Source organism: Streptomyces sp. NPDC046887, assembly GCF_040644755.1.
Lineage (GTDB): Bacteria > Actinomycetota > Actinomycetes > Streptomycetales > Streptomycetaceae > Streptomyces > Streptomyces lichenis.
Window position 1 is genome coordinate 96,621 of sequence record NZ_JBEYXH010000010.1, and the last position, 20,053, is coordinate 116,673.

Here is a 20,053-nt window from a genome sequence, read left to right on the forward strand (position 1 = left end):
TGCCACCTCCGTCGCCGGGCCGCCACCCCGCGGCTGCCCATCCGGGCGCCTCGTCTACGCCGGGCGGAGGAGGTGATCCATACCTGCGCAGGAGTGCGGGGGAGGCACCGCCGCGAATAGTGTGCAGAGGACCTCCCCCCTGCTGTCGCAGAAGGAACAGCCATGACTGCCACCGACGCCCGTCCCCCCGCTGCTCTGCCGCAACCCGTCCCGCGCTGGGCCGAGTTGGCGGCCAGAGCCGTTCCCTGGTGCGTCCTGCCCTCGGGGCTGTGGCGGGTGGCCGTCATCATCGGCGTGGCCTTCGGTTGGCTGGAGGGCGGGACGAGCATCGCCGAAGAGGCGTACATGCTCGCCCTGACGGTCGTCTCCGAACTGCTCGCGCTGCTCACCCTCGGCCTGGTCCGGCCCTGGGGCGAGATCCTGCCGCGCGGGCTTCCGTTCGTGGGCGGCCGGCGGGTGCCGGTGGCCGCGGCGGTCGTCCCCGCCGCGCTGGGAGCGTTCGCCGTCACCGCCGTCTGCGTCTACTTCGTGCTGAACACCTTCATCTTCCACTTCCACCCCGAACCGGTGATCGGCACCGGCGACAAGGACCCGTCGGGCGTGATGAGCACCGGATGGGTGCTGGCCGTCTCCTACGGACCGCTGCTCGCCTGGGGGCCGCTGCTGGGCGCGGTCACCTACTCCTACTACCGCCGCCGCACGTACGCGGCGCGCACCACCGCCTGACGGCCGGCCCGGTCGCGGTGACGAGAAATCTTCGATGCCCGCGGCGTGGCCCTGGGTGACCGCGGATACCTGAAGAGTGATCACCGCACCGGCCCGCCGGCCTTGTACCCGCCGGCCGCCGGGGCTTCTCGGTGGATGCCGGCCGATGCGGCCGCCGACCGGGGCGGCGGAGGCGCCGCGCAACACCTCATTGAATTCTCCTCATTGCGAACTCTCGAACGCAGGGGTGAAGCGGTCACCGGAAAGTCTTGTCGTCCCCATTCTCGGATGCTTAAGGTTGAGCCGAATTCGGTGAGAGTTCCGGGAAGGAGAAAGCTCCATGGCCAATCCATTCGAGGATGACAGTGCCGAGTACTATGTGCTCGTGAACGACGAGGGCCAGTATTCGATCTGGCCCGTTTTCGCGGAGATTCCGGCGGGCTGGGAATCCGTGTACGGCGCGGCTCCGCGCCAGGAGTGCCTCGACCAGGTGAACGAGCGGTGGACCGACATGCGCCCGCGCAGCCTCGTCAAGGCGATGGCCGCCCAGTCGTCCTGAACGGGCCGGAAATTCCCCGCGAAACCGCATCGACCGACCGTCGAGGAGAAGGCGAATCATGTCCAACGCTGCCAGTGATCACCGCTCGGCCATCAAGGAAATAGTCTGTGACATTCTCGAAATCGAAGAGGGCGAGGTGACGGACACCAGCCTCTTCATCGAGGAGCACGGTGCCGACTCTCTGCGGGCCATCGAAATCCTGGCCGCCCTGGAGAAGGAATTCGGCATCACCATCGACCAGTCCGAGTTGGCCCAGATGATCAATCTGGAGGCGGTCTACAAGGTGGTTGCCGAGGCCCCCGTCCGCTGACCCCTGCCCAGCAGCTCTGCCGATGCAAGACCTGAAGGGGAAACAGTATGTCCTCAGTGAGCCCCGGCGCCGGAACCGGGAAACGCCGAGTGGTCCTCACCGGCTTCGGAGTGATCTCCAGTATTGGCATCGGGGCCGAGGAATTCACCGGCAGTCTGCGGGCCGGCCGTAGCGGTGTCAGCCCCATATCGGTCTTCGACGTCGAAGGCTTCGCCCATGTCAACGGCTGCGAGGTCACGGGGTTCGAACCCGAGGAGTGGATCTCCCGCATCCCCGTGCGGGAGCTGGGACGCGCCAGCCGCTTCGCCGTGGCGGCGGCGCGGATGGCGGTGCGGGACGCCGGACTGGACCCCGTGGAACTCGCCGGCCGACGGGGACTGATCTCCGTCGGCACCACGGACGGCGAGTCCTACGAGTTGGACCAGTTGGTGGCCGCCGAACTCGCCGACGGCCCTCGGAACATGGACCCCGAGGTCGTCAGGCGGGTCTCGGCGGCCCGGCTCTCCACTGCCATCGCGCAGGAGCTGGAGCTCACCGACATCGAGGCCCCCACCATCGCGACCGCCTGCTCCGCCGGCAACTACGCCATCGGCTACGGCTTCGACGCGGTGAGTTCGGGAGAGGTGGAGTTCGCCCTGTGCGGCGGCGCCGACGCGATGTGCCGCAAGACCTTCACCGGTTTCTACCGCCTCGGCACCATCGCCCCCGAGCACTGCCAGCCTTTCGATGCCGACCGCAAGGGCATTCTCACCGGCGAGGGAGCCGGGGTACTGCTCCTGGAGAGCCTGGACTCCGCGCTGGCCCGCGGTGCCACGATCTACGCCGAAGTGCTCGGCTACGGCCTCAACTGCGACGCGTACCACCAGGTCGCGCCCAACGGGGACAGCGTCGCCGAATGCATCGCGATCGCCCTGGAGAACGCCGGAGTGAAGCCCGAGGAGGTCGATCTGATCTCGGCCCACGGCACCGGCACCAAGGCCAACGACATCACCGAAGCCGGAGCGATCCGCAAGGTGTTCGGCGCCGCCACCCCCCGCACGATCTCCCTGAAGTCGATGCTCGGCCACACCATGGGCGCCGCGAGCGCACTCGGGGCGATCGCCTGCGGACTCGCCATCACCCACGGCTTCATCCCACCGACCATCAACCACCACCGGACCGACCCGGAGTGCGAGATCGACTGCGTGCCCAACCAGGCCGTCGACGCCGATCTGCGGGTCGTCCAGAACAACGGACTGGCCTTCGGCGGCAACAACGCCATCGTGGTGCTGGGCAAGTACGGGGCGGACGAGGAACTGCGATGACGTACCCGATCCTGGGAACCGGCGCCGTCGCCAGTATCGGAGCCGACCCGGTGGAGATCTTCGACAGTCTCCGCGGCGGCCGCAGCGGACTGGCACCGCTGCGCGCCTTCGACCGCTCCCGCTTCAACGCCGGGCAGCTCTTCGAGATCGACGACCGGGCGGACGGCGTCGACGAGCCGGGCCGGGCCGGCCGCCTCCTCGTCGAGGCGGTGAGGCAGGCCGTGCTGGACTCGGGGCTGTCCGAGGACCTGGCCGGAATCCCGGTCCTCGTCGGCACCGGTCTGCGCGAGCTCCGCTCCCTGGAGTTGTGGTGGCGTGACGGCATCCCGTTCGACGCCGACGGCCTGCACTTCGAGGAGGCGCTCAGGCGCCGGTTCGGCGCCGTGGACACCCACACCTACGCGGGAGCCTGCTCGGCCTCCCTCTACGCCCTCGCGCTCGTCTGGGACATGCTGGAACTCGGCGAGGCGGAGACGGTCGTCGTGGCCGGCTGCGACGTGGTGACGGAGAGCATGTTCGGCCAGGCCGACCGGGTCCAGTTCGATCCGCCGTCCTCGGTACGTCCCTTCGACAAGGACCGCCAAGGCACGATCCTCGGGGAAGGCGCGGCGGCCGTCGTCCTGAGCCGCTCCGCACCCGCGGACCGCCCGGTCCGCGGCTGGCTGCGCTCGGTGGCCGTCAACTGCGACGCCCACCACCAGACCGCTCCCGACCCGGCCGGGGTCGAGAGCGCCATCCGCCAGGCCCACGAGCGGGCCGGCGTCACGCCCGCCGAGATCGACCTGGTGGTGCTGCACGCCACCGGCACCCTGCTCAACGACCGTACGGAGGCCGCCGTGACCAGCCGGGTCTTCGACGGCCACGGCCCGGCCCTCACCGGCATCAAGTCGCTGACCGGCCACACCTCCGGCTCGGCCGGTCTGCTCAGCCTGATCGTGGCACTGCGCTGCCTGGACCAGGGGATCGTGCCGCCCATCGCGGGACTGGCCGACCCCCTGCCCGAAGGCGCGGGGCTGCGGCTGGTGGCGGGCGAGAGCCTGCACACGTCGTTGGAGCTGGCGCAGGTCAACAGCTTCGGGTTCGGCGGCGTCAACGCCGTCGCCATCGTCGGAGGTGCCGTATGACGCTCGCCGTCACCGGGGTCGCGGTGGCCCTGCCCGGCGCGGCCGATCCCCGCGCCCTGCTCGAACCCGCCCGCCCCGGGGCCGACCCGGTCGACCCGGCCGCCCTGATCGGGAAGAAGGGACTGCGCTTCAAGGACCGGGCCACCCGGCTCGGACTGGCCCTCGCCCATGCGGCGCTCACCGATGCCGGGATTCTGCGGGAGGGCGAGCGAACCGTCCCCGGGGACCGGGTGGGCACCGTGGTCAGCTCCAACCTGGGCAACGCGGACACCGTGTGCCGGGCCGTCGAGACGATAGCCAAGGAGTCCACCGGCGCCCTCAGCCCGATGGACACCCCCAACGCCTCCAGCAACATCATCGCGTCCGAGACCGCGATCCGCTACGGCCTGCGCGGCCCCAACCTCACGGTGTGCAACGGCCGTACCTCCGGTCTTGACGCGATGCGCTGGGCGGCCCTGATGCTCCGGGCCGGCCGCGCCGACCACATCCTGGTCACGGGCGTCGAACCGGACAACGAGGTGACCCGTCGGCTCGTCGGCGGCCCGGTGGCCGACGGCGGCGCCGCCGTGGTCCTCAGCCGCCACCCCACCACCCCGGCGAAGGCCCTGCTCGGACCGGTGGTCCGCACCGCCCGGCAGGCCGACACCGTCGACGAGCTGAAGCGGCGGGCGCCCGGCGCCGACCTCTGGCTCGGCACCGAGGACCACGTGCCCGACTCCGCCCGAGGCCTCGCGCTCTCCGGCTGGGGTGAGCTCTCCGGCGCACTCGGCGTCGTGCAGTGCGCCGCCGCGGCCGGCTGGTTCGCCCAGGGGGGAAGCGGCCCTGTGCATGCCCTGGCCGGCACCGCCGGAGCGGTGCTGTTCGCTCCGGAGCGCACCGGATGAAGAACGTCGTACTGCTGCACGGGCTGGCGAACAACGAGGCGATCTGGGGGTCGCTGTCCGGGCGATGGCAGCCGGGATTACGGATCCACGCGCCCCGACTGCCCTGGCACGGCGGCGGCATCGCCGACTGGAGGCACGAGGCCGACTCCGCGGCCCGGCTCCAGGACGTGCTCGACGCGGTTCCCGGCGGCCCGGACCTGGTGGTCGCCCACTCGTTCAGTTCGGTGGTGCTCCTCGAACTGCTCTGCCGCCGGGCAGCCGCCGCGGACCCGCTGAACGTACCGGCCGTCGTGCTCGTCAACCCCTTCTACCAGAGTGACGCGGACAGCTTCCACTGGGACATGATCGCCCCCACCCTGGACGACTTCCCGCGCACCATGGCCGAGTCCATCAGGCTGCGAACGCCCGGCCACCGCATCGAAGCGGAGCGCCTCGCGGACATGGCCCGGCGCATGACCGAGTGGATCGGCCCCTACGGCTGGCTCCGGTTCTTCGACACCTATCTGCGCACCCCGCTGTTCCGGGTCGACCTGGTCGACACCCCGGCCCTGGTGATCGGGGGCGCGGCCGACCGGTCCGCGCCCGCGGAGCAAGCCCGCCACCTGGCCTCCCGGCTGCCCGCCGGCCGGTCGGTGACCGTACCCGGCTGCGGTCACTTCCCGATGCTCGAACGGCCCGCCTGGTTCACCGGCACCGTGCACCGGTTCCTGGAGCAGGCTCCGGACCGCGCCCGGCCCCTGGCCGGCGCCTGATCCCGGCGCACACGGTTCCGCTCGACCCGATACGTCCCGACACGAAGGAGTCCGCCATGGGCCCGACGCCCCATCCTGCTGTCACGGCCCTGCTGGAGGCGCCGACCACAGGGAGGCTGCGCCCTCTGTTCGAAGGCAACAACATCAGCTACGCCATCGGCTTCAAGCACATCAACTACCTCGCCGAGGCAGCGGTCCTGAACCACTTCCGCGAGGCGGGGCTGCCGGCCGGCGCCCTCTACCGCCGGTTCGGGCTCGGGTTCGACGTCATCGACATCCGATCCCGGCTCGGCGCCCTGCTCGCCGTCGACGACGAGGTGGAGGCGGTGGTCACCCCGGCCGTCAAGGGCGGCTCGGACCGGCTCCGCTTCACGGTCGAGCTGTTCGTCGAGCGCGATGGCCGGCGGGTCAGGTGCGCCGGCTCCACGATCCTCGTGGCGCTGCGCGTCGACGGCCACGTCAAGGCCGCCGAGCCGTGGCCGGCCGGCCTGGAGCGCTTCACCACCGCGCGCCTGGGCACCGGGGAGCGCCTGGAGATCGCCGCCACCCCGCGGCCGTACGGCGAGTTCACGGCCGGGCGCGGCACCAGCGCCGACCCGGTCCTGAGCGAGCTCATCGGTGAGACCAACGCCTTCGGCTGGCGCTGGCGGATGGGCTACTTCTACTGCCACTTCAACGAGCGCGTCCAGATGTCCGGCTTCCTCCGGGTGATGGAGGAGGTGGAGGACCTCTTCCTCGCCGACCGGGGCCTGGCCATCAAGGAGGTCCTGGACAGCCGGGGCTGGATCCCCGTGGTCACCCAGTCCCGCATCGAGCTGCTCGACGAGACCGTGATGGAGGAGGAGCTCTACACGGTGTACACCGTCGAGAGCGTCTTCAAGACACTGCTCTACAGCACCCGCATGGACTGCTACGTGCTGCGCGACGGGCAGTTGGTGAAGACCGCCACCGGCACCATCACCCATGGCTACCTCCACGAGGCGGCCCCCAACCAGTGGGAGATGGCCGAGTTCGACGAGTCCACGGTCACCGCCCTCACCACGCCCCGCAAGGCGGCGGCATGAGTACCGCCGTGGCGCACCGCGCGGTGATCACCGGCTGGTCGGCCGTGTCCCCGCTCGGCATCGGCGCCGAGGCCCTGTCCGAGGGCCTGCGCACCGGCCGGTCCACGGACGCGCCGGTGGACACCGCACAGTGGAAGGTGCCCGCCACGCGGGCGCACCTCGTCCCCGGCTTCGAGACCCGCGAGGTGCTCGGCAGGAAGGGCACCCGCTCCATGGACCGGGTCACCGGCCTCGCCGTCGCGGCCGTCGGCTCCCTGCTCGATCAGCCCGGATCCGTACGGGAGACGGAGTCCGGCAAGAGGGCGGCCCTGGTGCTCGCGACCACCACCGGCAGTGCCGCGAGCATGATGGACTTCACCCGCAGCTCGCTGGAGGGCGCCCGGCCCTACGACGTCGACCCCGCCGTGATGCCCAACGCCGTGATGAACTGCGCGGCCGGGCAGTGTGCCATCTGGTACGGCATCAAGGGCCCCAACACCACGCTCGCCGGAGGCCGCGCGGCCGGTCTGCTCTCCCTCAACTACGCGATCAGACTGCTGTCCTCGGGCCGCGCCGACACCGTGCTGTGCGCCGCGGCCGAGGAGTACTCGGCCGCCCGCTACTGGCTGGAACGGCACAGCCGCGGAGCCGCGGCGCCGGACGTCGCACTCGGCGAGGGCGCCGCCGTGCTGCTGGTCCAGCCCGCCTCCGCGGTCACCCCCGCACGGCCCGCGCTCGCCGAAGTCCTCGCGGTGCGGACCCGGGTGGCCACCGGCGAGCAGGCCGGCCCGGCCCTGGAGGCCTGCGTACGCTCCGCCCTGGAGGCCGCGGGGACATCCGGCGACGATGTGTGGGCCGCGAGCTCGTCGGACGCGCCGGGTCGCCTCGGCCACCTGGAGCGCGAGATCCTCGGCCGCGTCTGCGGGAGCCGTGCGGTGGACCGGGTACCGGCCGTCGGCCGGCTCGGCGACGTCTCCGCCGCCTCCGGCTCGTTCCAGATCGCCATGGCCCTCGCGACCGCCGCCGGCGATCCCGCGGCCGCCGGGCGCATCGTCCTGGTGACCTCCGCCGACCGCGACGGCTCCCTCGCCTGTGCGGTCCTGAAGCTCTCGGAGGCCTCATGAGCGCCGCGCGGCCCGTGAGTCCCGTCGCCGCCGACGTACGGGTGGAGACCCGGACCGAGGAAGGGCTGACGGCCACCGCCCGTGCCGCCATCGGGCCGGGCGAGCCGGTGTTCACCGGCCACTACCCCGACTTCCCCATCTTCCCCGGGGTCTGCGTGCTGGAGTGCGTCCGGCGTGCGGCCACCGACGGGAGTGCCGCTCCCCACCCCGCCCGACTCGCCGCCGTCGAGTCGGCGCGGTTCGCCGGAGCCGTCTACCCCGGCGACACCCTCAGCCTCAGCCTCACCTGGCGCCGCACCGCCGGCGGCCTGCGCTGCGACGCCACCGCCGCCACCGAACGGGGCAGGACCGCCACCGTACGGTTGCGCTTCGCGTACCCGGGAGACACCCGATGACCGTACCCGCACCCGCCCTGCCGCTGGTCACCGATCTGCTGCCGCACCGCTATCCGACGCTGCTGGTGGACCGGGTGACCGAACTCGTTCCCGGCGAGCGGATCCGCACCGTCAAGGCGGTCACCCTCAACGAGCCCTGGTACGAGGGAATCTCCTCGGACACGGTGCTCGACTACCCGCCGGCGCTGCTCATCGAGTCCTGGGGGCAGTCCGCCGGGCTCCTCGCCTCGGCGGCCGCCGAGGCCCCGACCGGGCAGATCATGCTGTTCGGCTCGGTGGCCGACGCCGCGTTCCACCTGCCCGTACGACCGGGCGACGTGATCGAGCACCGGGTCCGCGTCGCACGGGCCCTCGTCGACTCGGTGGTCTTCGAGGGGAGCAGCCACCGCGGGAGCGAGACGGTGATGACCGTCGGGCGCATGGTGATGGCCTTCCGCCCGGCGGAGCTGCTCCGCCCCTCTGAACCCGCCCCTACGACCCCATCGCCCGCACCCGCCGGAAGAGAGAGCGCCCGATGACCGACACCCGACCCGTGGCCCTGATCAGCGGAGGCTCCCGGGGCATCGGCCGGGCCACCGTGCTGAAGCTCGCGGCGGACGGCTACGACGTCAGCTTCTGCTACCACTCGCGGCAGGACGCCGCGGAGATCCTGGCCAAGGAGGCCGAGGCACTCGGAGCACGGGTGCTGCACCGCCGTGTGGACGTGGCCGCCGCGGCCGCCGTACGCGACTGGACAGCCGCGACCGAGAAGGACCTCGGCCCCATCGAGACCGCCGTCACCTCGGCCGGTATCACCCGCGACAAGGCTCTGGTGATGATGTCCGACGACGAGTGGTCGTCGGTCGTCTCCACCAACCTCGACGGCGTCTTCCACGTCTGCCGCGTGGTCGCCTTCGCCATGATGAAGCGCCGTCGCGGCAGCATCGTCAACATCTCGTCGGTGGCCGGCGTCCACGGCAACGCCACCCAGACGAACTACGCGGCCTCCAAGGCCGGGATCATCGGGTTCTCCCGGTCCCTCGCCAAGGAGATCGGCCGCTACGGCATCCGCGTCAACTCGGTGGCACCCGGCTTCGTCGACACGGACATGGCGGCCGCCGTCTCCGAGCGCGTCCGGGGCGAAGCCCTCGCCAACGTCGCGCTCGGCCGGATGGGCACCGCCGACGAGGTGGCCGAGCTGGTCGCCTTCCTCGCCTCCGAGCGGGCCGGCTACATCACCGGATCGGTGTTCCAGATCGACGGAGGGATCGCCCTGTGAGCAGCGTCCACCGCAGGAAGAAGCACCCGAGGTGGTACTTCTCGCTGCGCAGCCCCTACTCGTGGTTCGCCTACCGGGACCTCAGCGAGAAGTACCCGGACGTCCTCGACCGGATCGAGTGGATTCCCTACTGGGAGCCGGACGAGGAACTCACCCGGCTGCTCGCCGAGGCAGGGGTCACCCTCCCGGTGATGCCCATGCACCGCTCCAAGAACTTCTACATCCTGCGCGACGCACGCCGCTGGGCGCACGCCCGCGGCTGGCAGGTGACCTGGCCGGTCGACCGGGCGCCGCACTGGGAGGTGTCCCACCTCGCCTATCTCGCGGCCGAGGAGCAGGGGCTCGGACGGCAGTTCGTCGACCTCGCCTACCGGGCGCGCTGGAACAAGGGCCTGGACCTCTCGGAGCGCGCCACCATCGGCGGCATCGCGCACGAGCTCGGCCTCGACCCGGCGATCGCCGATTCGGTCGACGACCCCGGACTGCGGAAGAGGGGGGTGGACTGCCTGGTGGCCGCCTACCACGACGATGCCTTCGGGGTCCCGTTCTTCCTGCACGGCCGCGAGGCGTACTGGGGCGCCGAGCGGGTCGGGGCGTTCGTGGCCGCCGTCCGCGGCGAGGTGTGGGACGGGGCCAGCGACGCGCCGTTCCACGCGTCCTCCTTCACGGCCATCCCGGAAGACGGCCGCACGGCGTGACGGGAGAGCGATGACCAGCGCAGGAACCCGCCGGCGGAACATGCCGCACCGGACACCCGCCGGCGCCGGCTCCGCGGGCCCCGGACCCGCGTCCGCCGGGAGCTCCCCGGTCCGCGGCCGAGGACGGGAACGCGCCGGATGAGCGCCCATGACTGGCTGATGGACCAACTGGAGCGGAACCAGGCACGCTTCCGGGTCATCCACCACGCCGCGGAGGGGCGCACGGGACCCGCGAGCGTCCTCCGCCGGCACGCCGTCGCCCAGGCGGCCAAGTGCCTGGTGATCCGCGTCGCCACGGGGCGGCGCTCCCGGCGCTACGTCCTCGCGGTCGTGCCGGGTGACCGCAGGGTGGACCTTGACGGGCTCCGGGCCATGTACGAGGGTGTGGAGGCCTCCTTCGCGGCGCGTGACGTGGCCGAGCGGTTGGCGGGCAGTGTCAGCGGCTCGGTGATGCCCTTCGCCCGGCACCCCGATCTGGACCTGGTGGTGGACCCGGACCTGCTCCTCCACGACGAGATCTTCTTCAACGCGGCCCGGCTCGACAGGTCGGTGGCCCTCGCCACGGACGACTATGTGGCGCTGGCCCGGCCACGGGTGGAGCCCATCGCCCAACAGCCCCTCACCAGCGGATGACAGCCCGGAGGATCGCAGCATGAACGTCGGAGCCCACCGCACCGCACCGCCGGCAGCCGTGGACGGCGACCGGTGGTTCCGCCGGTACCGACCGGCGGCGGTGCCTCGCCGCAGGCTGCTCGTCCTGCCGCACGCGGGAGGTTCGGCGAGCTTCTTCCACGCCTGGGGTACCGCGTTCGACCACGGCACGGAGGTGCTGGTCGCGAGGTATCCCGGGCGGCACGACCGGCTGACCGACCCGTGCGTCCACTCCATGGAGGAGCTCGCCGACCGGGTGACCGCGGCGATCACCCCCCTGCTCGACGTCCCGCTCACCCTCTTCGGGCACAGCATGGGTGCCTCACTCGCCCATGAGGTGGCGCTGAGGTTGTGGCGCGAGCACGGCGTGTCCCCCGCGGCGCTCCATGTGTCCAGCCGCAAGCCCCCGCACCGGCTGACCCCGCACCAGGTGTACAAGGAGGGCGACGAGGCCCTGATTGAGGAGGTCCTCCGACTCGGCGGCACCGACGAGGCCCTGCTGGCCGACCCGGACCTCCGGGAGGTGGTCCTGCCGGCGATCCGCGCCGACTTCACGATCGTCGGAACCTACGGCCCCCGCCCGGCCGACCCGGTCCGCTGCCCGGTGTACGCCTATATCGGGGACCAGGACCCGTCCCTGTCCGCGGCCGACATGAGTGACTGGAGCGAGGTCACGGCGGAGGAGTTCCGCCTGGACGTGCTGCCCGGGGGCCACTTCTACCTGCTCGACCAGCACGAGAACCTGATCCGGAGGATCGCGCGGCGCCTCTCGGCCGGCGACTGACCGCGCCTCAGGAGCCGCCCCGCATCGCTGTGTAGAGGGCCCTGAGCATGAGGATCGCACTCACCGCCAGAAAGTGGTATCCGATCAGCGGGTACAGCTCCAGCTGCTGCGAGACCCGCGGACCACGGCCCGAACCGAACACCATCAGCATCACGCCCATCAGACCGGTGCAGGTCGCCAGCAGGGTGACCGTCACCTGGTGGATCAGACCGGAGATGAACCGGCGCTCCCGCTGGTCCGCGAGCACCCGGACGCGTACCCCCAGCCTGCCCTCCTCCAGCGAGGCGCTGATCCGCTCGGCCCGCCGCGGCAGTCTGCGAAGCATCGGCAGGACCGCCAGCACCTCCCCGGCCACCGCGTGCAGCGCGGACGTGGCGGCCGGCGCCGGTCCCGCGCCCGTCGCGCCGCCGCCGCCACCACCGGCGCCACCGCGCCCCGTCAGCCGGGAGGTCAGCCTGTTCGTGCGCAGCCCGAGGGCGTAACCCCGCGCCTCCTCGACGAGGTTGAAGCCGGGAGCCAGCCGGGTGAGCGTGCCCTCGATGGTGGCCAGCGCCCGGAACACCGCGGCGACCTCGGGGGGTACCGCCAGGCCGAACTGGGCGAACATGCGGAACAGCGCGGTGAACATCTCCGTGTCGGCCTGGGCGGTCACTCCCAGGTGCCGGGCCATGAAGCGGCCCAACTCCCTCTCCAGCAGCAGAGGGTCCGGCATGAGCTCCTCGTGTGTGGTGGCCCGGGTGCCGAGGAGGCTGATCAGCGCGTCGTGCAGGCCGGCCGGATCCCCCCGGTCCACCGACAGCAGCAGTTCCTGGATGGCCATCCGCACCGACGGGTCGATGCGTCCGACCGACCCGAAGTCGATCAGCCCGACCCGCCCGTCCTCCAGCAGCAGCATGTTGCCCGGGTGGGGATCGGCGTGGAAGACGCCGACCTCCAGGATCTGGTGGAGTATCGAGTCGAACGCGGTGCGGGCCAGCGCGTCGCGGTCCAGGCCGGTCTGGTCGGCGACCTTGGCGGCCCGGTCGAGGGTGACGCCCTCCAACCACTCCTGCACCAGGACGCGTGGTGAGGTGCACTCGTAGTGCACGTGGGGGATCCGCACGGGCGCGTCGAGCTCCAACCCGCCGGTTGCCTTGGCCACCGCGCTTGAGTTCCGCGCCTCGATGCGGAAGTCGAGCTCCTCCCGCACGGACTGCACGAAGCCGTCGCCCAGTTCGCTCAGGCCCAGCGCCTGGGCGGAGCGGATCCCGCTCTGCGCGCTGCGGCTGATGGCGAGCACGATGCCCAGGTCCCGTTCGACCGCTTCCCGGATGCCGGGACGCTGGACCTTCACCACGACCGTGGGTCCCCCGCGCAGCCGGGCCCGATGGACCTGGGCGATGGAGGCGGCGGCCAGCGGCACGTGTTCGATCCACTCGAAGACCTGCGAGACCGGCTTGCCCAGCTCCTTGTGGAGCACCGCCTCCACCTCGGGCCAGGGCGCCGGGGGCGCGTTGCTCTGCAGCCGGCTCAGCTCGTCGATGAAGTGGGGCGGCAGGAGGTCGCGCCGGGTGGAGAGCACCTGACCGAGCTTGACGAGCACGCCGCCGCATTCCTCCAGGGCCAGCCGGGCCGACCGCGCGCACTGCTCGCCGTACGGCCCGGGCTGCATGGCGCGGTGCCAGCCGCCCCGTCCGCGCAGCATGCGGCCCAGTCCGTGCCGTACGAAGATCCGGCTGATCTGGGAGTAGCGGTGCGCCCGGCGCAACCGGTCGCCGAGGCCCCGCACCGCCTGCAGCGGTCTGGCCCAGCTGCCGTAGGGGATGAAGACCTCAAGGAGCACCAGCGTGGTCATCGCGACGAACAGCGCCAGCGGGATCTGCATGGTGGAGAGGGCGCCGAGATCCTTCGCGCTGTCGTGCGTCACCTGCCCGTACACGGCGATGGCTGCCACCCCGGCCAGTCCGGCGCAGAGGGTGCGCAACGGGCCGACCTTGATGCCCAGCAGGCGGCGGGAGGCCACGGAGACGCCGAAGGCGACCGGGCCGAGCAGGATCGCGGCCGTCAGGGCGATCAGCAGGGCGAGGGGAACGCCGTCGATGACGCCGTTGGCCAGTGATGTGATCACATCGCTCCCTCGCTAGGTCGCTGGTCACCTTAGGCGGAAACGCGGCCCGGCCGGCGGGGTGTGGCAGCTTCATGCAGCGGGCTGCCGGAGGCCTGTACGGAATCTGTACACGGTCGCCCCGACCCCGCAGGGGGGCGCGGGGAATCGAGCAAGATTTCCGACAAGGCGATGGTGGACCCTGTCGCAGACCGGACGTCGAGATCCGGTGCGACAGAGGAGGCATCGTGAGCGAGGACCGGGGACATGCGACCCCCATCCAACATCCCCTGGAGTTCCTGGAAGAGGTCGAGAGCCGGGGGCAGCGGGAGACACAGGCGCGGCTTCTCGACAACCCGACTCCCTGGGCCAGCCTGCTCGCGGAGTACGCCGACGCGCTGAACGAACTCGTCGCCCAGGGGTACAGGTTCGACAACGCCCCCGAGATGCAGAGTTTCGACGAAGGCCACGCCGGCGGCTGCGGCTGACTCCCCGCGGGGCGTCGGAGCCGGCCGCGGTGGTGCGGCCGGCCCCGGCGCGGCGGAGCGGCGGGCATCAGCCGACGGCGACGATCCTGCGGCTCTGCTGCCGGGCGAAGAGCCGGACCAGGGGCAGGAAGCGGTAGCGGGGCCGGCCCCCGGCCTCGGCGTTCCCCAGGTCCAGCAGTGCGGCGTCGACCAGCTGTTCGAGGAGGTCCTCGGCGTCGTCGGTGCCGACGGCGAGGATCGCCGCCGCGTCATCGGCGGTCAACCGTGCGGGAGCGGCCACCGCCAGTGCGGTGAAGGCGCCGGCGAGACGCGGGGGCAGCTCACCCAGGAGGCGGCCCAGTCCCGCCTCGAAGTCAAGGCTGCCGAGCCGCAGTTCGCCCAGTCGGCGTTCCTCGGACTCCAGCCGGGCGGCGAACCGGGCGGCGGCCCCCGGCGGCCGGACGGCGAGCCGGGACGCCGCGATGCGCAGCGCGAGCGGAAGCCGGTCGCAGAACTCGGCGATACGCACGATGGCGTCGGCGTCCTCTCCCTTCCGGGTGGATCCCGCGGCTCCGGCGAGCAACCGCACGGCCTCACCCGGCTCCAAGGGGCCCAGCCGCACGAGTCGGGTCCCTTCGAGGGAGGCCAGCGGAGAGCGGACACCGGTGACGATGGTGCGGCTCGCCCCGTTGCCCGGGAGCAGCGGACGGACCTGCGCATCGTCGTGCGCGTTGTCGAGAAGGACCAGCACATGCCGTCCGTTGAGCAGCGTCCGGTAGAGCTGGACGCGTTCGTCGAGGGTCGCGGGCAGCCGGTCGGAGGGGGTGCCGAGGGCACGCAGGAACCAGCCGAGGACTTCCCCGGGGTCGCGCGCACCGGCCTCCTCGCGCAGGTCGGCGTAGAGCTGGCCCTGCGGGAAGCCGCCTCGGCAGTGCTCCGCGACGTGCAGGGCCAGTGCCGACTTGCCGGTCCCCGGGGCGCCGGTGACCACGACATCCTGGTGGGCGCCCAGCGCGCCGAGCAGTTCCGCCACCTCCGCGGCTCGGCCGACGAAGTCGTAGGGGGCGGCGGGGAGCAGCGCGGGAGTGAGGCCCGGCCAGCCGCTGTCCGTGGCCGGCACAGCCAGGACGGCCCGCGGGTTCTCCGCCTCGTTCGGAGCGTGGGGTACGCGGTGGAGGGCCGCCGGCACCGGGTGCCCGGAGGAGGCGCCGCGCTCGGCATCCCGCCCGGACGCCGTGGGCAGGGTGCCCGCAAGGATCTCCTGGTGCAGCGTGCGCAGCGCCGGGCCGGGGCGGATACCGAGCTCCTCGGCGAGGACGCGGCGCCCCTCCTCGTACACGGCGAGCGCGTCGGTCTGACGACCGCAGCCGTACAGCGCGGTCATCAGCAGGCCCCGCAGCCGCTCCCGTCCCGGGTGCAGCGCCACGTGGCGGGTCAGGCCCGAGACCGCCTCGGCATGGTGGCCCAGGGCCAGCGCGGCCTCGGCGTGGTGCTCCACGGCCAGGAGGCGGGCTTCCTCCAGCCGGTGGCCCTCGGTCTCGGCGAGCTGCCGGGTGACCCCGGTGAGGGCCGGGCCTTTCCAGAGAGCGAGGGCAGCCGCCAGCCGGCGCTGGGCGTCGGCGTACCGCCCTGCCCGGAGGTCGGCGTCGCCCGCCCGGGACAGCCGCCGGAAGGTCTCCCAGTCCAGGGTGGCGTCGCCGATGTCCAAGCGGTAGCCGGGACCGCTGCGTTCCAGGCGGATACCCGGACCGACGCGGGTGCGCAGCCTCGACGTGTAGGTGTAGAGCTGGCCCTTGCCGGTGGCCGGCGGGTCCCAGCCCCACACCAGTGCGGTGAGCCGCTCGTCCGTCATGACCTGGCCGCGGGCCAGCAGCAGGGCGGCGAGTACCGTGCGCTGCTTGGTCCCGTCGAGGACGACCGCACGGCCCTCCCGCTCGGCCGACACCGAGCCCAGGATCCTGAAGTCCATGGTGCTCTCCTCACTCCGCGGACACGCTCCGGATGCCGGGGCCCCGCCGCCGGACGCCTGTGCCCGCGGCGGGGGCTCGCGCACGGGGACCGCCGGTTCGCCGGGCGCCTCACGGTGCCGGCCCTCCGAACGCGGGCGGTCCGGGCGGAGCGCCGTGCGGTCCGGAAGCGGCCGCGGGGTCCCGACCTGAAGCACCGGCTGCCTCCCGAGGTGGCGGCCCGGCCCCAAGTGGGCCGTTCGCACCGCTTTTGTACTGGTTAGCAGGGTGGTCGGGTACCGGCAACGACCGTGGCACCTAGCTGCCACCCGGGTGGCCGGCGGCCCTCCAGGACAGCGGCGGGAAGGCCTCGGGACGCCGCCAGCCGGCGGTGCGCACCGCCCGCGTGGGGCCGGCGCCGGCTTCGGCCGCGGCGGCCGCCAGCGCGGTGAACAGCGCGGTGAGGGCGGCGAGTTCCTCCGCCGACGGGGTGCCGCGGACGACCTCCAGGAGGGCGGGGCCGAGTGGCCCGTCGGACGCCGGCGTGATCATGCGGTCTCCTCTACACAGGGGGGTTGCCGTGCTTGCGGGAAGGCAGCGGAGCGTGCTTGGCGCGGAGCATGGACAGGGCGCGGGCCAGGGCCGAGCGGGTGTCCGCGGGGTCGATCACATCGTCCACGAGGCCGCGCTCCGCCGCGTAGTACGGGTGCATCAGCTCGGACTGGTACTCCTTGACCAGCCGTTCCCGGGTGGCCTCCGGGTCGTCGGCCTGCTGGATCTGCCGCCGGAAGACCACATGGGCCGCGCCTTCGGCGCCCATCACGGCGATCTCGTTGGTCGGCCAGGCCAGCGACAGGTCCGTGCCGATGGAGCGGGAGTCCATCACGATGTACGCGCCGCCGTACGCCTTGCGCAGGATCACCTGCACCCGGGGGACCGTGGCATTGCAGTACGCGTACAGGAGTTTGGCGCCGTGCCGGATGATCCCGCCGTGCTCCTGGTCGACCCCGGGGAGGAAGCCGGGCACGTCGACCAGGGTGATCAGCGGGATGTTGAAGGCGTCGCACAGCTGGACGAAGCGGGCGGCTTTCTCCGAGGAGTGGATGTCGAGCACGCCCGCAAAGGACTGCGGCTGGTTGGCGACGACACCGACCACCTGGCCGTCGAGCCGGGCGAGGACCGTGATGACGCTGGTGGCCCAGCGTTCGTGTACGTCCATGTACTCGCCGTCGTCGACGATCTCGGTGATCACTTCGCGCATGTCGTACGGGCGGCTGCCGTCCGGCGGGACCAGTTCCAGCAACCGCTCGCAGCGCCGGTCGGCCGGGTCCTGTGCCCGCGTGGCCGGCGGCATCTCACGGTTGTTGGCCGGCAGCAGGGAGAGCAGGTAGCGGACCTCGGCGAGGCAGCTCTCCTCGTCGTCATAGGCGAAGTGCGCGACTCCGGAGGTCTCCGCGTGCACGTCGGCCCCGCCGAGGCCGTTGTGCGTGATCTCCTCACCGGTGACCGCGCGCACCACGTCGGGGCCGGTGATGAACATCTGGGATGTGCCGCGGACCATGAAGACGAAGTCGGTCAGCGCCGGGCTGTAGGCCGCGCCTCCCGCGCAGGGGCCGAGTATCACGCTGATCTGCGGGATCACGCCGGACGCCTTGGTGTTGCGCTGGAAGATGCCGCCGTAGCCCGCGAGGGCCGAGACGCCCTCCTGGATACGGGCGCCGGCACCGTCGTTGAGGGAGACCAGCGGGGCCCCGGCGGCGATCGCCAGGTCCATCACCTTGTGGATCTTGGCGGCGTGGGCCTCGCCCAGCGCGCCGCCGAAGATCCGGAAGTCATGGGCGAAGGCGAAGACCGTACGGCCCTCCACCGTGCCCCAACCGGTCACCACTCCGTCGGTGCGCGGTCTCCTGGCCTCCAGGCCGAACCCACTGGCCCGGTGCCTGCGCAGCTGTTCGATCTCGGTGAAGGAGCCTTCGTCGAAGAGGAGCGCGAGGCGTTCGCGCGCTGTCAGCTTCCCCCGGTCGTGCTGGGCCTGGGTGGCCCGGGGCACTCCTTCGAGGACCTCGTCGCGGATCAGCGCCAGCTCGCTCACCCGGTCCTGCATCGTCATGGCAGACTCCTCATCTCGTCCGGCTCGTACCTGGGGCGACGACGTCGCACAGCGCGCGGAGTACCCGCGTGCGGGCAGGGAGGGCGGTTCGCCGCTGCCGGCGGGGCCGCAGCGGCTAGTGGGCCCGCGAGCGCAGCAGCATCCCGGATCTCACCATCTCGTCCCCGAGCTCGGCGGCGGCGTCGATCAGCGCCCCGAGCAGCGGCCGGCTGGGTGCCGGGAGCATCCGGGGCTGCGGCCCGGTGAGGGAGAGCGCGGCCACCACCCGGTCCCCTCTGGCGCGAACCGGCACCGCGAGTGACACATGGTCCGGCACCAGCGCGTCCGGGCCGTGGGCCCAGCCGCGGCGCCGTACGAGGGAGAGCTGGGCGGCCGTGAAGCGGGCGTCACGGAGCCGGTCGTACAGCTCCTCGGGCTCCGCCCAGGCCAGCAGGGTCTGAGCGGACGGGCCGGCCGTGACCGCGCGTGCCGAGCCGACCGGCAGATCGTCTCCGGCCTCGGTCGCCTCGACCGAGGTACCGACACAGATCTGCACGGCACCGCGGCGCCGGAAGAGACGGGCGTCCAGACCGGTCAGGGCCTGCAGGTCCGCGAGGACGGTCGGCGCGACACCCATCAGCCGGTCGTGCTGCACCTCGACGGCCATGTATCCCAGTCGCGGGCCGAGGACGAACCGGCCCTGGTAGTCCCGGTCGAGCAGACCGAGGTTCTGCAGCCCCTGCGCGATGCGGTGCACGGTCGGGCGCTTGTATCCGCTGGAGGCGACCAACTCGGCGAGGGACGCCGGGCCCTTCTCCACCAGTTCGAGAATGGCCGAGGCCTTGTCGAGCACCCCGATCCCGCTGATCCTCGCCGGCTGCTCCACCGCGACGCTCATCGCTCCCCCACCGGACGGGTGGGCAGGGCGGCCGGGGAGTCCACCGACAGGACGTCGGCGTCCGGGTGGATGCGCCGGATCATCCCGGCCAGGGACCGCCCGGGGCCCAGCTCGACGAGCCGGCGGCAGCCGAGTGGACCCGTGAGGGTCCGTACGCTCCGCTCCCACAGCACCGGGGAGGTGAGCTGCCGGACGCAGCGCGCCGCCCATCGGCCGTCGTCCGTGTACGGCGTCGCGTCGACGTTGGCCACGACCGGTAGGCGCGCGGGGGCGAAGGCCATCGTCAGCAGCGCGTCGCGCAGTGCCTCGGCGGCCGGGGCCATGCGAGGGCTGTGAAAGGCCCCGCCGACCTGGAGGCGGATCAGCTTGCCCCCGATCGACGGGGCTCGCTCCCCGAGTTCCGCGATCGCGTCGGGCGACCCGGAGACCACGGTCTGACCAGGTGCGTTGACATTGGCGATCCATATCTCGCCACCCTCCGCACGCATCTCGCCCACCAGCGCCTCCACCTCCGCCAGCGGCGCCGCCACCACCGCGCCCATCGTGCCCTCGCGGGCCGAGGCCGCCTCCCGCATGGCGCGTCCGCGAGTGGCCACCAGGGCCGCCCCCACGCCGACGGTGAGGGCTCCGGCCGCGACGAGCGCGGTGTACTCACCCAGGCTGTGCCCCGCGCAGGCGACGACGGGCCCGCCGAACGCTTCGGCCCGTACCGCTTCGGCATGAGCGATCAACGAGATGGTGAAGACCGCGAGTTGGGCCAAGTCCGTGCGCCGGAGCTGCTCACCGGAGGTGTGCAGGAGCAGTTCGGAGAGGTCTTCCCCGGTGGCAGCGGACACCTCCGCGGTGAGCTCCCAGGAAGGGGTGTTCCGCCAGGGCTCGCCCATTCCCTGTTTCTGTGTCCCCTGCCCGGGGAACACCAGACCGACCGGTACCTGATTCATCAACACGCCTTCCGCACGACGCTCATCGGGTGGCAGGC

The 20,053-nt window shown here is 72.2% G+C and carries 23 protein-coding genes, 1 tRNA gene and 1 pseudogene; 17 read left to right on the forward strand and 8 right to left on the reverse strand.

Annotated features, from left to right (window positions below):
- Window positions 1-162 precede the first annotated feature (162 nt).
- The 15 genes from ABZ945_RS12860 (at window position 163) to ABZ945_RS12930 (ending at window position 11,591) form a co-directional block, all read left to right on the forward strand.
- The gene (locus tag ABZ945_RS12860) at window positions 163-726 is read left to right on the forward strand and encodes a hypothetical protein (protein WP_361267627.1); all 564 of its coding nucleotides are present in this window, start codon (window positions 163-165) and stop codon (window positions 724-726) included.
- A gap of 319 nt (window positions 727-1,045) precedes the next feature.
- Window positions 1,046-1,264, forward strand: coding sequence for an MbtH family protein (locus ABZ945_RS12865; RefSeq protein ID WP_361267629.1), 219 nt, complete (start codon window positions 1,046-1,048; stop codon window positions 1,262-1,264).
- Window positions 1,265-1,322: 58 nt separating this feature from the next.
- Window positions 1,323-1,574: an acyl carrier protein gene (locus ABZ945_RS12870; protein WP_361267631.1), complete on the forward strand. Its 252-nt coding sequence runs from the start codon at window positions 1,323-1,325 to the stop codon at window positions 1,572-1,574.
- A 47-nt stretch (window positions 1,575-1,621) separates the two neighbouring features.
- A complete protein-coding gene (locus tag ABZ945_RS12875; protein WP_361267633.1) occupies window positions 1,622-2,878 on the forward strand; it encodes a beta-ketoacyl-[acyl-carrier-protein] synthase family protein in 1,257 nt (418 codons plus the stop codon).
- Window positions 2,875-4,002: a beta-ketoacyl synthase N-terminal-like domain-containing protein gene (locus tag ABZ945_RS12880; RefSeq protein ID WP_361267635.1), complete on the forward strand. Its 1,128-nt coding sequence runs from the start codon at window positions 2,875-2,877 to the stop codon at window positions 4,000-4,002. Before ABZ945_RS12875 ends, ABZ945_RS12880 begins: the two co-directional genes overlap by 4 nt.
- Entirely contained in the window at window positions 3,999-4,886 is an 888-nt protein-coding gene (locus ABZ945_RS12885) for a beta-ketoacyl synthase N-terminal-like domain-containing protein (RefSeq protein ID WP_361267637.1), read from the forward strand. Before ABZ945_RS12880 ends, ABZ945_RS12885 begins: the two co-directional genes overlap by 4 nt.
- Entirely contained in the window at window positions 4,883-5,638 is a 756-nt protein-coding gene (locus ABZ945_RS12890) for an alpha/beta hydrolase (protein ID WP_361267639.1), read from the forward strand. The genes ABZ945_RS12885 and ABZ945_RS12890 overlap by 4 nt, the downstream gene beginning before the upstream one ends.
- Window positions 5,639-5,694: 56 nt before the next feature.
- The gene (locus tag ABZ945_RS12895; protein WP_361267641.1) at window positions 5,695-6,702 is read left to right on the forward strand and encodes a hypothetical protein; all 1,008 of its coding nucleotides are present in this window, start codon (window positions 5,695-5,697) and stop codon (window positions 6,700-6,702) included.
- Complete coding sequence (locus tag ABZ945_RS12900; protein WP_361267643.1) at window positions 6,699-7,805, forward strand: beta-ketoacyl synthase N-terminal-like domain-containing protein; 1,107 nt, start codon at window positions 6,699-6,701, stop codon at window positions 7,803-7,805. Before ABZ945_RS12895 ends, ABZ945_RS12900 begins: the two co-directional genes overlap by 4 nt.
- Window positions 7,802-8,200 (forward strand): hypothetical protein, encoded by a 399-nt coding sequence (locus ABZ945_RS12905; RefSeq protein ID WP_361267645.1) that lies wholly within the window; start codon window positions 7,802-7,804, stop codon window positions 8,198-8,200. Before ABZ945_RS12900 ends, ABZ945_RS12905 begins: the two co-directional genes overlap by 4 nt.
- Entirely contained in the window at window positions 8,197-8,718 is a 522-nt protein-coding gene (locus tag ABZ945_RS12910) for a beta-hydroxyacyl-ACP dehydratase (RefSeq protein WP_361267647.1), read from the forward strand. The genes ABZ945_RS12905 and ABZ945_RS12910 overlap by 4 nt, the downstream gene beginning before the upstream one ends.
- Complete coding sequence (gene fabG, locus ABZ945_RS12915; RefSeq protein WP_361267649.1) at window positions 8,715-9,458, forward strand: 3-oxoacyl-ACP reductase FabG; 744 nt, start codon at window positions 8,715-8,717, stop codon at window positions 9,456-9,458. The genes ABZ945_RS12910 and fabG overlap by 4 nt, the downstream gene beginning before the upstream one ends.
- On the forward strand, window positions 9,455-10,156 hold the full coding sequence (locus tag ABZ945_RS12920) for a DsbA family protein (protein WP_361267650.1): 702 nt from the start codon (window positions 9,455-9,457) through the stop codon (window positions 10,154-10,156). The genes fabG and ABZ945_RS12920 overlap by 4 nt, the downstream gene beginning before the upstream one ends.
- 138 nt (window positions 10,157-10,294) lie before the next feature.
- Window positions 10,295-10,789, forward strand: coding sequence for a YbaK/EbsC family protein (locus ABZ945_RS12925; protein WP_361267652.1), 495 nt, complete (start codon window positions 10,295-10,297; stop codon window positions 10,787-10,789).
- Between the two features lie 19 nt (window positions 10,790-10,808).
- Window positions 10,809-11,591: an alpha/beta fold hydrolase gene (locus ABZ945_RS12930; protein ID WP_361267654.1), complete on the forward strand. Its 783-nt coding sequence runs from the start codon at window positions 10,809-10,811 to the stop codon at window positions 11,589-11,591.
- Between the two features lie 7 nt (window positions 11,592-11,598).
- On the opposite strand, the gene ABZ945_RS12935 is transcribed toward ABZ945_RS12930, so the two are convergent.
- The 3 genes and pseudogenes from ABZ945_RS12935 to ABZ945_RS12945 all read right to left on the reverse strand — a co-directional run.
- On the reverse strand, window positions 11,599-11,787 hold the full coding sequence (locus ABZ945_RS12935) for a hypothetical protein (RefSeq protein ID WP_361267656.1): 189 nt from the start codon (window positions 11,785-11,787) through the stop codon (window positions 11,599-11,601).
- A 1-nt stretch (window position 11,788) separates the two neighbouring features.
- Window positions 11,789-11,885 (reverse strand) — tRNA-OTHER (locus ABZ945_RS12940).
- 538 nt (window positions 11,886-12,423) lie between these two features.
- A pseudogene (locus tag ABZ945_RS12945) lies at window positions 12,424-13,059 on the reverse strand (AarF/ABC1/UbiB kinase family protein); the annotation flags it as partial.
- Between ABZ945_RS12945 and ABZ945_RS12950 the strand changes: the two are divergent.
- A complete protein-coding gene (locus ABZ945_RS12950) occupies window positions 12,958-13,689 on the forward strand; it encodes a hypothetical protein (protein WP_361267658.1) in 732 nt (243 codons plus the stop codon). The pseudogene ABZ945_RS12945 and the gene ABZ945_RS12950 overlap by 102 nt on opposite strands.
- Before the next feature lie 233 nt (window positions 13,690-13,922).
- Window positions 13,923-14,162, forward strand: a complete 240-nt coding sequence (locus ABZ945_RS12955) for a DUF6269 family protein (RefSeq protein ID WP_361267660.1) — start codon at window positions 13,923-13,925, stop codon at window positions 14,160-14,162.
- Between the two features lie 67 nt (window positions 14,163-14,229).
- Here the strand turns inward: ABZ945_RS12955 and ABZ945_RS12960 are convergent, their stop codons facing one another.
- The 5 genes from ABZ945_RS12960 to ABZ945_RS12980 form a co-directional block, all read right to left on the reverse strand.
- Window positions 14,230-16,110: a BTAD domain-containing putative transcriptional regulator gene (locus tag ABZ945_RS12960; protein ID WP_361267662.1), complete on the reverse strand. Its 1,881-nt coding sequence runs from the start codon at window positions 16,108-16,110 to the stop codon at window positions 14,230-14,232.
- A gap of 295 nt (window positions 16,111-16,405) precedes the next feature.
- Window positions 16,406-16,639: an acyl-CoA carboxylase epsilon subunit gene (locus tag ABZ945_RS12965; RefSeq protein ID WP_361267664.1), complete on the reverse strand. Its 234-nt coding sequence runs from the start codon at window positions 16,637-16,639 to the stop codon at window positions 16,406-16,408.
- A gap of 10 nt (window positions 16,640-16,649) precedes the next feature.
- Complete coding sequence (locus tag ABZ945_RS12970; RefSeq protein ID WP_361267666.1) at window positions 16,650-18,197, reverse strand: acyl-CoA carboxylase subunit beta; 1,548 nt, start codon at window positions 18,195-18,197, stop codon at window positions 16,650-16,652.
- Window positions 18,198-18,312: 115 nt separating this feature from the next.
- The gene (locus ABZ945_RS12975) at window positions 18,313-19,074 is read right to left on the reverse strand and encodes a helix-turn-helix domain-containing protein (RefSeq protein ID WP_361267668.1); all 762 of its coding nucleotides are present in this window, start codon (window positions 19,072-19,074) and stop codon (window positions 18,313-18,315) included.
- Complete coding sequence (locus ABZ945_RS12980; RefSeq protein WP_361267670.1) at window positions 19,071-20,015, reverse strand: ACP S-malonyltransferase; 945 nt, start codon at window positions 20,013-20,015, stop codon at window positions 19,071-19,073. The genes ABZ945_RS12975 and ABZ945_RS12980 overlap by 4 nt, the downstream gene beginning before the upstream one ends.
- Window positions 20,016-20,053: the final 38 nt, after the last annotated feature.

What these genes read in the sequence shown, in the direction of transcription:
- ABZ945_RS12895 (WP_361267641.1), top strand. Translation starts at nt 5,695, where the DNA reads ATGGGCCCGACGCCCCATCCTGCTGTCACGGCCCTGCTGGAGGCGCCG.
- ABZ945_RS12975 (WP_361267668.1), bottom strand. Translation starts at nt 19,074, where the DNA reads ATGAGCGTCGCGGTGGAGCAGCCGGCGAGGATCAGCGGGATCGGGGTG.
- ABZ945_RS12925 (WP_361267652.1), top strand. Translation starts at nt 10,295, where the DNA reads ATGAGCGCCCATGACTGGCTGATGGACCAACTGGAGCGGAACCAGGCA.
- ABZ945_RS12980 (WP_361267670.1), bottom strand. Translation starts at nt 20,015, where the DNA reads ATGAATCAGGTACCGGTCGGTCTGGTGTTCCCCGGGCAGGGGACACAG.
- ABZ945_RS12870 (WP_361267631.1), top strand. Translation starts at nt 1,323, where the DNA reads ATGTCCAACGCTGCCAGTGATCACCGCTCGGCCATCAAGGAAATAGTC.
- ABZ945_RS12960 (WP_361267662.1), bottom strand. Translation starts at nt 16,110, where the DNA reads ATGGACTTCAGGATCCTGGGCTCGGTGTCGGCCGAGCGGGAGGGCCGT.
- ABZ945_RS12965 (WP_361267664.1), bottom strand. Translation starts at nt 16,639, where the DNA reads ATGATCACGCCGGCGTCCGACGGGCCACTCGGCCCCGCCCTCCTGGAG.
- ABZ945_RS12880 (WP_361267635.1), top strand. Translation starts at nt 2,875, where the DNA reads ATGACGTACCCGATCCTGGGAACCGGCGCCGTCGCCAGTATCGGAGCC.
- ABZ945_RS12950 (WP_361267658.1), top strand. Translation starts at nt 12,958, where the DNA reads ATGGACCTGGGCGATGGAGGCGGCGGCCAGCGGCACGTGTTCGATCCA.
- ABZ945_RS12865 (WP_361267629.1), top strand. Translation starts at nt 1,046, where the DNA reads ATGGCCAATCCATTCGAGGATGACAGTGCCGAGTACTATGTGCTCGTG.
- ABZ945_RS12885 (WP_361267637.1), top strand. Translation starts at nt 3,999, where the DNA reads ATGACGCTCGCCGTCACCGGGGTCGCGGTGGCCCTGCCCGGCGCGGCC.
- ABZ945_RS12905 (WP_361267645.1), top strand. Translation starts at nt 7,802, where the DNA reads ATGAGCGCCGCGCGGCCCGTGAGTCCCGTCGCCGCCGACGTACGGGTG.
- ABZ945_RS12930 (WP_361267654.1), top strand. Translation starts at nt 10,809, where the DNA reads ATGAACGTCGGAGCCCACCGCACCGCACCGCCGGCAGCCGTGGACGGC.
- ABZ945_RS12890 (WP_361267639.1), top strand. Translation starts at nt 4,883, where the DNA reads ATGAAGAACGTCGTACTGCTGCACGGGCTGGCGAACAACGAGGCGATC.
- ABZ945_RS12875 (WP_361267633.1), top strand. Translation starts at nt 1,622, where the DNA reads ATGTCCTCAGTGAGCCCCGGCGCCGGAACCGGGAAACGCCGAGTGGTC.
- ABZ945_RS12910 (WP_361267647.1), top strand. Translation starts at nt 8,197, where the DNA reads ATGACCGTACCCGCACCCGCCCTGCCGCTGGTCACCGATCTGCTGCCG.
- ABZ945_RS12900 (WP_361267643.1), top strand. Translation starts at nt 6,699, where the DNA reads ATGAGTACCGCCGTGGCGCACCGCGCGGTGATCACCGGCTGGTCGGCC.
- ABZ945_RS12970 (WP_361267666.1), bottom strand. Translation starts at nt 18,197, where the DNA reads ATGACGATGCAGGACCGGGTGAGCGAGCTGGCGCTGATCCGCGACGAG.
- fabG (WP_361267649.1), top strand. Translation starts at nt 8,715, where the DNA reads ATGACCGACACCCGACCCGTGGCCCTGATCAGCGGAGGCTCCCGGGGC.
- ABZ945_RS12860 (WP_361267627.1), top strand. Translation starts at nt 163, where the DNA reads ATGACTGCCACCGACGCCCGTCCCCCCGCTGCTCTGCCGCAACCCGTC.